General features: G+C 46.0%; 1 protein-coding gene. It reads right to left on the minus strand.

Translation table 11 applies throughout. From position 1 onward, the window contains the following. Positions 1–22: 22 nt before the first annotated feature. A complete protein-coding gene (gene rtxA, locus C5471_RS15390) occupies positions 23–11,809 on the minus strand; it encodes an MARTX multifunctional-autoprocessing repeats-in-toxin holotoxin RtxA (protein ID WP_166296092.1) in 11,787 nt (3,928 codons plus the stop codon). Positions 11,810–12,313: the final 504 nt, after the last annotated feature.

Raw genomic sequence — 12,313 nt, forward strand, 5'->3', positions numbered from 1 at the left:
TTACTTACTTATAGCAAATTAATCAGGCAAATTTCCCTTTTCCCATCGTGGTATCTATCCACGCCGTCGTAATGGCGGCTTTGGCTTTACTGTCCAGGCTGTCAATAAAACCATTATCACCCACTGTCGGGGAAAAACCACTCATGGCCTGAATCAAGGAATCAACCGCATTGTCTGAAAGTGCAGTAAATTCACGCTCTCCTGTTCCGTCCTTACGCCCCATCTGAGTCACCAATTTGGCGCGATTGCCATTAAAGTAATGATTAAAGGTGACGGAACCCACTGACTCAAATATGCCCTGCTCTGTTCCATCCTGAGTATGACGATTCACCGATAATACCAAATCATATCCGCTACGCTGGAACCACAAGTTTTGCCAGTCAACGTCGTTAAAGACAATCATGTCTTCTGCGCTGATATCATTAACCCGATTCTCTATCACTTTACCACTGACCACAAAGCTGTCTACGCCCGCGCCACCCCAGAAATGGTTTTGATACCCCCCCAGCGCCAGCAGATCTTGCCCCTCCCCACCATCAAACTGACTGAATTTCGAAATAGCAGCGGCTATCAGGTGGTCATCACCGTCTCCGCCATTGATCACCGCATGGTAACCCATCAGCTTAATCACATCGTTGCCGGTGTTGCCATCAATGCGGTTGTCATTACCAAATACTCTGGCAAAGTCATTACCTTCACCTAACTCTACCCGGTTATTATTGCCGATGGTCACGGCATAATCCTGATCTTCCCCAGTATCCACCCGGTTGTAGTTGCCGGAAGTCACAACGTAGTCCCGGCCTTTACCCGCATCAATAAAACCACCTTCGCCAAAAACAAATGTCTGATCATTCCCCTCCCCCATAAATACATGGTTAATGCGTCCGGCCACCACTGCGGTGTCATCCCCATGACCGCCAAACATCCAGTTTTCACGTCCCATCAGGACACCCAAATCATTACCTTCACCGCCCGTAAAGATGTTAGATGTGCCAATTGAGTAATAAACGTCATCACCACGGCCTCCCCAGAAGTTATTGTTGTCTCCCAGATAAGCGCCGAGATCTTTACCGTCACCACCCCAGTTGAAGTTATAGTTCCCCAACGAGACATGGACATCGCCATCCCCTTGCAAGTGACCACTATTACGCAGGAAATCAAAGGTTTTCTGCTCCATATTGAGCAGATCTGCGGTCAGATTCTTTTTCAAATTGGTGACTAATGATTTCATCTCTTCTTGTTTATGTTCGCTGAATATCGTCGCAAACAGGTTAGGCAGATTTAACGAATTAAAGCCAAATGCACGCTCTGATTTGTCATCAACCGGTGTCTTCCCGCCGTTAATGGCCACCCGCGATCTTTTTTCCTGATGTTCATTAGGCGCTTTCTCTTTTAGTCCATGACTGACAAAAAAGGCTTCCATACCATCAGCATGCATCTTGATGTTCTGTTTTAAACCATCATTTAATTTATCCGGATCAGTGAAGGCTCGCAGTTGATCACCACTGAATTGCCCAATAGTTGACAACATCTCTTGCAAAATAGCCTTGCCATCAACCAGTTCACCAGTGCGAGAAACAATCCGCCCCTCTGCGGTGTAATCCACACCAAAGATATCCGCTAAGGTGGTGTCCGCTTTAACACTCGCTAATCGGCCAAGCAGTTTGTTCTTAAGCTGACGCGGTAAATCCCGTGGATTATAGGTAAATGTTGTTCGCGCCATACCGGTTGTCGAGTATTGCTGAGTCATTAAACCAAACAGTGAACCCAAGTTGGTATCCAGAATCGATTGTATATGGTCACCGAACATAAAGTTCCAGCTACCGGTTGTGACCTGAATATCCGCCCCCTGACCACCAATCGCAAAATTGAAGGCCAGCTTTTCATTGGCTCGACGGAATTTATCTGCACGGCTCATTTTGCCCGGATCAATATGGTTGCCGTTACCACTTAACCATTGGTTGTATTGCTTGTTCAGTACAGCTTCCATGTCACTGTTTAAGCCACGGCTACTACGTTCATGTTGCGAATTCAGATCAACCAACATTTTGTAGTCCACACTGCTGGTTTGGTCCAGACCAGACATATCGTGCACAAATTTCTTCGCACCAGATAGCGTCCACTGCCGATTCTGTGCCGCCAACCAATTCCGCTCTTTGCCAGAATGAGCTATGGCTTTCAGTACACCCGTAATACGAGCAGCACCATCAAATGGATTAACCAACGGTGGCGTTGGGATTGATTTGTCCATCATCACTATTAGGTCATTACTGCGGCCCTGATTGAAGCTGACGTTGCGGTTACCAATAAACATCTGAGCCCCTTCAAGTGCTTGATAACCACCGATATTGACACTGTGCTTACTGTCGCCATCACCAATGTGAACCATCACATTGTTGTCACCGAAGGCCAGTGATTTAAATCCACCGGTCCCGATTTTGACACCCACGTTTGATGTTCCCCAGTTGATCGCCGTAAATTCACCGTTACCCACGTTCACCTGAATGTTACCGGAGTAAGTCAGCGATTTATCCGGTCGATGGTTTGAGCTGACTTCAATCCTGTTTTTTCTCTTCCCCGGTGCAGTGAAAATATTAACGTTATCCGCAATTATCCCTCTGCTCACCGCATCAGCCTCTCTGTACCCCACACTGGCAAGGTTGATATCACTCTCTGCAATGCCACGACGCACTTTTTCTGTTCTGGTCGCCGGTTCACCCTGTTCATTCCAGCACAATACCCGTTTGTTATCGTCCAGTTTGTTAACCCACTGGTGATTTTTATCGCGGGTAAATTTACGGCCAGTTGCATCAACCGCAACTTCACTGCGACGCGCAGAAACCTCACTGCGGATACCTTGTTCATTTAAGGCAACAATAAAACGATAGGCAAAACCATCCCGTTTATCATCACTAATCAGTGAGCAACCCACTATACTAATTCGTTCAGGTTCCCCCGCCTGGCGAAAGTTTTGTCTGAACTGTTTCAGTTTTATCGCCAGTTCGTCGGCACTGTAGCCACTCAGACGTGTGTTATTTTGAGCTGATTCTTCCCGGCCATGACCGACAATCTGCCAGCGTAATTTGCCTGATAATTCGTCGGGATCGCCATAAACGACATGATATTTCCCGTCAGGTTCAAGTTTAACGACGACGCTGGATCTCGGGTGTTTCCCCGCCAGGTTGATCGCGGCTTTCGCTACAACTGGATCATTTTCCATTTGAATAATGAGCTGACCATCAAAGCGGGTTCCACGGGCTTCACGCTTTTGCGCAAGGTTCTTTACCACAGCACGATGTTTATTTTGAGCATCAGAGAAAGTCGAGACTATTCTGTCTGCATATTGACTCATCAAGGCGCTACTTTCTTCATGACCGTGGAAAGTTTGTTCACCCGATACGTGGTAACCGGAGGAGATTAGCCTCGTACGTAGCTTTTCCCCCTGATGACCAAGATTTTGATTGTCAGTCAACAACATGATTGGCGTATTGATCGGCAAACCTTTAAGGTTTTTTTCTACTGAAAATTGCCCATTCATCACTTTTGCCAATGCCCCTGTGATGCCGCCAGGGTTTGGTATTTCATGCGCGGTTATGGCTTCGGCCACATTCGGCATCGGCCTGTCGAGTAACAAACCGGACACGGCTTGATTATTTTGTGCTGCATAGCGGGCAAGATCAGCCGCAACTGGCCCTCCAATGGAATAACCATGAAGGATGATGTTACCCGGATCAATACCACGATCTTTCACCAAATACCGGAACATTGTCCGGGCATCTTGATAAAGCCCTTTCTCACTTGGCCCACCATCACTGCCACCATATCCACGCATGTTGATGGCAAGCATATCAATACCTTGTTTTTGATAATGACTTTGGATAGCGCTGGCTTGTTCCTCTGCGGATAATCCTGAACCATGAATAAACAGCACCACTTTTTTCGTTGCCGTTGTTGAAGGGCTGCCAGATCCCACGTCCCCCAGATGATAATATCCGGTTAAACGCCCCTGCCCACCTTTTAGGGTGATTTTGCTTGATTTGCCATGATTAACAGCCTCGTTCAAGTCCACCTGAGTCTCATCACTGATATAACGGCGATCTTCTTTAAGACCATAAAGTTCGTTGTTAAAGAATTGAGTCAGCGGATTTAAAGATCCATGATCATGCGGCGGAGTGTCGTCATTCCTGATTACCACTGACTCTGAAACGTTATTTTTGTCAGATAACGCGTGTAACGTTTCCACAGGAGAACCACCCTGTTTTTTCTCCAAATCATATTGCCGATAGAGGTGCTGAGTTTTCTCAAAAGCACTATTTAATGCCTGACTTATCCATAGCTTCCCTTTATCTCCGGCGATATCCATCAGGTCCATATAACTGGCTGTGTAGTTTTGCAGTACCTGCCTGCGTCCATCGCCCGTCGCTTGTAACGCTTTGTAAACGACCAGACTTTCATTAACGGAATGACCGCCATCAAACACCAGGAACACCAATGTATTTAGATATCCCTGATCCGCCGGGAAAGTGGGATCTTGACTGGCGATATAGTTATTGAGGTGAACCATGATATTGGTCGAGCCAGAGGCCCCCGTCACTACGGAATGCCCTTGCGCCAGCGCGTTACGTTCAAGCGCTGTTTCATGTCCGGGCGTCAGAATTCTGCCGGCGGCAACCTTCCTGCCAGACAGAAAGTCTTCGTACCGCTCACCCGATGGCTGGTAAGGCAGCGCAATACCGTAATCATTGGTTTGCTGCTCCGTTATCTTCACTTTGTGTGTTACATCAGCCCATTTGGCTAACTGACTGCTGGTCGAACGGCTCTTGTAGATTTCTTCCCGATAGAAAATATCCCCTTGCGCCTTCCATTGAGATGAACTCAACCCCATGCCATCCACGTTCGACATTTTTACCGCCAGAAACGGTATTTTGATCATTTCAAAACCGTTATCCACTTTGGTCATCATGGTTTTAAAGTTATCAAAGGTCGGCTGTTGCAAGAATGTGGTCAGTTCAGGTACCCGGCTGAACCAAGGGCGAATATCCTTCTTAATGGTATTGGCAAAGGCTTGCATTCTGAGGTCAATATCACGCACGGGTGCAACAGAGGTATTTTTCATCCATTGTTCAAACTCCTGCACCAGGAATTGACCTGTCCGCCGGGCTGCCACTATCGCATCCGGTGACACGGTTTTCACCAACCCATGAGCCAATTCTGAATCAAAACGGCGGCCAAATAAGTTATCAATATATTGGGTAGTTGCCTTTTTTCTGCGGGCATCAGTCTGTAATGAAAGCACCAAAGCGTGTAATTCAGGGTATGCCTGTAACTGAGTGGCAGCGTCATTAAATAACTTGATGGTTTTTTTGGATGTCACCTGCCCGGTGAGCCAGAGTTCCCTAGCCCGCTCAACCAAAGATGTCGTTTCCGGGATATCCACCTCTTCCAGTCGGCTCATGAAAGCAATGAGGCTTTCACTTTCGGTCCTGGGTACTTCCCGTTCAGCCATTGAGTTTGTTCGGGTCAACGGTGTCACTTGCCATTCAATAAGGCGATCAATGTCGTCTTTGGTTACACCACCACCTTTCAGACCGACAACACGTCCAATTCCATCCAGTATTATCTGCGGATTCAGTTGTTCAACATGTTGAGGTGCCACCGTAATCCCAAGGATCCCAACTGAGGCGGCTCTCTGGGCTTGCAAGTGTTCAATCATCCTGCCGGTCTTAAAGCGTACTAAGTCCACTTGACTGCTACGCCGGGCAAATTCCGCCAGGTTACGTTGTTGCCAATAAGAAAGTGCCTGTTCAAATTGCAATACATGCTCTTCATCAAAATGGGGCATCATTTTTTTGTTGAAAATTTCATGTACAGCGTTCAACACCTTACTCAGCTGTTTTTTCTGGCCTAATGTTCCCTCATCGGAATGGATAAACAGCTTGTTTCCTTCTTTCAATAAATTAAATTTTAGCTTGTCAAAAATAACGGAATTATGCTGCTCTCCTTGCAGATCATTCCCCAACGATTGCAAATCAACGCCTGAAATTCGCAGGGATCTTCTGACAAACTCACCGGAGCTGTTTAAGGTTGGAGCCGCCAGGTTGTCAGATTGTGTTTTGGCAAACGTTGAAGTATCCAAAACGCCTGTCTTTGCTGCGCGAACGCCTGCATTTATCTGTAAACAATTAATCGCTTGTTTAGCGCCCGCCAGCGCCTGTAGCTCTTTTTCGGCCAAGCCCTTGTAGAATTTGCCTTTAACTGCCGGCATAGATTCAGGATCTATATGGCTACCGGTTTCCCCTGCCCCTGTTGATTCGTAGGCTTTACCAGATAAACCACTACCACCAGCCCCAACGCGATCAGGTCTGGCGTCGCTCTGTTTAGCGCCTTTAGCATCTGCTTGTACTTGAGTAACTTTATTTTCAGCCGTAGCCGTATCGCGCTCACCCTGCTTTTTAGCATCCTGATACGCAATATTAGCGTTATTTTTAGCTTTTTCGGCCCGCTGTTGCTGCGATAACGCTTCTTCTTTTCTTAACCCAGCTTTTTTCTTGGCGTCGGCAATATCTTGTTTTGCACTGGCATGATGCTGCTCACTTTTTGCTACACCCGCTTCTGATTTCGCTACCGTTTTTTCTATTTGTTGTTGGTTATCAGTAATATATTGTTGAGCAGACGCTAATTTTCTCTGTGCAATCAATTTGGTGTAATCCAACTCATACTGAACACGCCCCAAAAACTCGGCAGCAAATTGATCGCGCCACGGGTCACTTGCTTCACCGTCGTAATTGGCATAATCATCCAGCACCTCCAAGCCCTGAGTCATGGAAATCAGTTTGTCAGTCTCCATTTGCGCTTCTGCTTCTATCGCATTGCGCTGCATCAATCCATTTTGGCTAAGGGCTTTCTTATCCGTTAATTCCAATTGGAATTGCGATTTTTCAATAGCTGTCAGTTGATTATCTTTTTCCTGCTCCAGCAATAAGCGATCTTTTTCGGCTTTTTCTTTATCGTTTAACGCATTTTGCGCCGCTTTATTCTGTTTCGCGTGTTCGGTAACCGCATTGGTTTGTCGTTGATGCTCAGATTGCGCAACGATATTGTCCAAGATATAGCCCAATCCATCATCCTGGCCTGTACCTTTAAATTCAATCCGGTTAGTCCCCGCTTTTGCCATTAAATCAAGTTTTTGGCTGTGCCAGATAGCCCGCTCCCCAGAAGCTGAGAATACTGATTCACCATTCCACAACACCATGATTCCATTGTCACTGAGATCATGACCTATCTCATTTAAACGACTCGCAAAATCAAAAGTCAGCGAAATCACTTCTCCCTCAGACAGATTTTGCAACTCCTGCGAAATCGTCGTGTTTTTATCAACATCAAGTTCACTGACCCGTTTGCCATAACCGGTATTATCAAGACCATAAGCACTCGCTGGGTTATATGCCTCAATATCATTGGTTGATTGCCAACCCAAGCCACCTTGCTCAAAGTTACCATTGACGATCAGGTTTCCATTCTGGTTCGGTATAGATCTTGTTTTTCGATGCAAAGCGCTTTCTATCGAGTCAATATCAGGCCTTTCCACCGCAGTTACAGAACCACTGAGACGACGGCTTAAATCTGAATCTACCGGCGCAATTTCATCCATCTGAAAACCATCAATTGCAGAAACTTCCACTAAGTTAATTGCGCCTCTGCCTTTATATGTCCCAGGCGTGTTAGCTTCATCACCCTGAACCAGATAGTTGATCGCCTGACTGCCTGCCACACCTAACGCAGTTTGTTTGATATTTTCAAAGAGGGAAGAGAGTTTGTTGCTTTCTGCAACAGAAAAACTGTAAAAATCACCGTTGCCAATCTTAATCGCCACGTTATTGCGGGCATAAGAGGCGTTGATAGCCAGACCATCACCAACCTGAATATTGGCGTTGCCTGCGCCTTTCATAACCGCCACATTCAGGCCATTTCCGACTTTGGTATTAGCGTTATATTCACCCCACACCACGTTAACGGAAACACCGTCACCCACTTTGGTATTCACATTAAGGTCGCCATGCGTGGCCGTCACATTTAAACCATTCCCCACCGTAGTCGTGATATTGGCTTCGCCTTTCGCAGCGGTCACCTGTATACCATCACCCACTTTGGTGACGATATTGCCTTTACTCCACAACGCATTAAAGCTGTCACCGTGACCAACCTGAGTCACAATGTTTGCATCGGCTTTAGCCAGCACCACATTACGCCCGTCACCTACCCGGGTGATAACGTTAGCTTTGCCCCAGGCTCCCGTGTAGTCATCACCGTTACCGATATGAGTGATAATATTGGCATCACCCTGAACGACCGTGACTTCCTGCTCATCCCCCACTTTAGCAATGATGTTCGCTTTACCTTTGGCAAAGTTGTAACGATCGCCATCACCCACCTGAGTCAGGACATTGGCCTCACCCCAAACGGCGTTCACCCCAGTACCATTCCCCACTTTAGTGATGATATTGGCTTTACCTTTGGCGAAACCCACGGTTGTACCATCACCAATATGTGTCATGACATTACCCACATCGGAAATAAGCAGACCAACTGTCGTGCCTTCTCCCACTTTAGTCAGAATATTGCCTTTGCCAAGCAGTACCGCCGCAGTTGTCGAATCGCCGACATGCGTGATGACGTTAGCTTTCGCCGTCGCAACCACCCCCATAAAATCATCACCCACTTTGGTGACAATATTGGCCTCACCCAGCGCCAAAACACCGGTTAAACCCTTGCCGGCATGGGTCATGATATTGGCCCGGCCAAACATTGCCGCCAGCGTTGTGCCATCACCGACTTTAGTCATGACATTCAGCTCACCAGCAAACAAGCCAATACTGGTGCCATCACCCACATGCGAGTAGATATTGGCTTTACCCACCATCAAAGCCGCAGTCAGATCGTCACCAACCTTGGTCAACACATTGGCACCACCAATCATGGCAGCAAAGGTATTGCCATCACCCACATGGGTAAAGATATTCGCCTTGCCAATCATTGCCGACAGCGTTATGCCGTTGCCCACTTTGGTCGCGATATTGCCTTTTGCCAGCATCAAGGCAACGCTCATGCCATCACCAACATGGGTAAACACGTTACCGGCGGCTATCATCAATGCTAATGCGTCGCCATCACCCACTTTAGTGAAGATGTTTGCGATGCCACCCATCAGCGCCCACGCGTCACCGTTGCCAACATGAGTAAAAATGTTCCCCGCACCAAGCATAGCCGCAATCGCAGTGCCATCCCCAACTTTAGTGAAGATGTTTCCGGCTGCTCCCATGACACCCAACGTCAGCCCATCACCGACATGGGTAAACACGTTACCCACCTCAAGCATAGTACCGGTCGTATTGCCGTCGCCTACTTTAGTCAGGATATTAGCGCCACCCAGCATGACCCCAGTCGTGTTGCCGTCACCGATGTGAGTCAGTACGTTTGTACCGCCACTCATTACCGCCAGTGTATTACCCGGCCCTTTTTTGGTGAGGATATTGGCTCCGCCCAGTGCTATCGCCGTCGTGTCTGATGTTTCAATTTCATCACCGAGATGGGTGATAATGTTGGCGCCGCCGAGCATACCGGCAACCAGATCACCGGCACCGAGTTTAGTCAGCACGTTAGCGCCGCCCAAAAGTACCGAGGAGAGATTCCCTTTTCCTGCTTGGGTGATAACATTAAAACCGCCTGCCCCTGACCAGTTCGCACTGCCATCACCTATTTGGGTATGGGTGTTGTAACCACCCAACATCTGTATCTGGCTGTCACCATGGCCTTTGTGGATCGAGATATTGCCATAAGCCAGAAGATGAGCCAGATATCGCCCGTCACCAACCCGCACAAGAACATTTGCCGCACCACCGGCGTAAGCATCCATTTCTCCCCTCAGGCTTTGGTGAACAAGGACGTTAGCTAAACCCGCACCACGAAATGTCAGATTGCCCTCTTCACCACTTTTCACAATGACATTGGCGGCACCAGCACCTTCAAAATGCGTATTACCGAATTTCGAACTGTGCAAAATAACGTTAGCCGCCCCCGCACCGTTGAAATTAACATCACCGTCCGTAACGCTGGATCTAATAACGTTTCCACCACCCGCCCCGCTAAAATAAATATCGCCAGAGCTATCACCACTGGTTATTGATGATTTGGTAAGATCTTGCTCAGAATCGCCTTCAAGACGAGCTAAACGATCAGGAATACTGTGATCAACATTTAAATCATAGTGAAGCTGGCTTAACGTATAACCCGCTCCGATTGATTTATAGCCATGAGGACAGGAAAATATTTCATTCGCTAAACGACCCGTATAGTCACCCTTTTTATACCAGGCTTTTGTAATATATTTCAGTTTCCCTGTTTCATAATCATTGGCCAGTTTAACTTCAACCACTTTGGTATAGGGTTCCAAAAAGGTTGCATACACATAGGTATTCGGCAAACTGTTTGATTTAACTGCGGATACATCAATTTTCGAACCATCCGCAGAGATGGCATATCCTCCTATTTTGGCATCACTCAGTGTGACATTTTCCGCTTTAACATGGGTACCACCAGCATAAGTCACCCACTTACTTGGCAATACCGCTTCCTCGATACCATGTATCGTGGTTGTTTGTCGATATAGAAGGTTAATACTGGCAAGATTAATATCCTCTTCGTTTTCAATCGGAAAAAATCCATTATTCATTGCGATCTTTTCCGCAGCCAAATCTTTAAGATGATGACCTTCCTTATACCAGGCAGTAGCGTAATAACGGAGTTTACCGGTATCAGGATCATTCTGGAGTCGCACGGCAACGACTTTAGTATTAACATTATCGGCAAATGCAAACAGATAAGTGTCAGGCTCTATGGTGGATTTAATTGCGTTAACTGGCTGAGGTTGCTCAATCCAACCCCCTTCCATTGTTGCCGATGTCATAACAATATCTTTGGCTTGCGCAAATTCTATTTCATTCTCCGCACCCACCCGGGTAATTTCGTTATAAGCCCCTGCACCAGAGAAATTGATATTGCTATGGGCAATATCGGCATAGAGCTTGTTATAGCCACCGGCACCTTCAAAAGTGATATCACCGCGAGTCTGTTCATACACATCCTCACTGTGGCGTATACGCTCAATGCGGTTTGATGCTCCTGCGCCACGTAAGATAATGCTGCCTTCTCTGCCTTTCCGCACAATATGATTATCCGCGCCGGCACCTTCAAAAGTGATATCACCACTTTCCATCCGCGAATTAATGCTGTTTGCCGCACCCGCGCCATTAAATGTCACATCACCTTGAGTCCCCTGATAACGGTTAAACCAGGTACGGTCAATATCATTAGCTGCCCCTGCGCCGACAAAATACAAATTGCCCTGGTCAGTTTCATGCCATAACTCATTATATCCTCCCGCCCCCTTAAAACGGGTGTCACCCGATAAGCCTTTACGAACCAGTTTGTTATAGCCGGCAGCCCCTGAATAATACAAATCCCCCTTTTCACCCATATGATCAATGAAAGCAGCGCCTGCCCCACCCGCAAATGACAGGCCGCCATTTCCCGTTTTACAAATACCTGCGTAACCTGCCGCGCCTTTTACCGAAAGTTCACCATTTGTATGGTATACATCGACTTTAAATGAACCAACCGTAACATTGTCATCCCCGCCATAAGCATAAACGTCACCACCAACACCAATAGCAGTAATATTATTACCATCATTATCGTCGTAATACTTTCCAGTAAAGAAATACTCTGTACTTCTATTTGATGATTTCCCCATAAATAATCCTTTAATTTATAGCTGAGGTTAAGCAGAAAACCACGGTATTTAATGAATACAGCGGTTGCTTTGAATATTCAATTTCCTGAAAAACAGTTAAAATTTTCTGATCTTTTAACAGAAAAATCCCCAATAATAAAAATCAATTATATCGCTTATATAAAATACCTAATTCAAAGTTATTTCATCCATTAGCCTGTTTCATTCCAGAAAAATTAAAGGAATAAAAAATTCAAAAATATTTAATGTACATGTATTTTTCGACAAGAACACTAAAAATACAGAAAAGATAATAAAGTCATTGCTAAACTAAGATATAACTTCTTATTAATTAGAACCAATTATTTTATTCCACCAAAGTAAAAACATTAAAAAATTATAACGAGTAAAATCATATAAGTAAATTAGATAATAACATCCTACTTTTTTAGCAAAAAATTTCATCAAATAAATAACAATTAGTTAACGAGAAATCTATAATAACCACTCGTTATTCATACGTAA

It is taken from the genome of Photorhabdus tasmaniensis, assembly GCF_011189505.1.
Classification (GTDB): Bacteria; Pseudomonadota; Gammaproteobacteria; order Enterobacterales; family Enterobacteriaceae; genus Photorhabdus; species Photorhabdus tasmaniensis.

Bases quoted from the DNA above. Each gene is read 5' to 3' on its own strand.
- rtxA (WP_166296092.1), bottom strand. From the start codon at position 11,809: ATGGGGAAATCATCAAATAGAAGTACAGAGTATTTCTTTACTGGAAAG.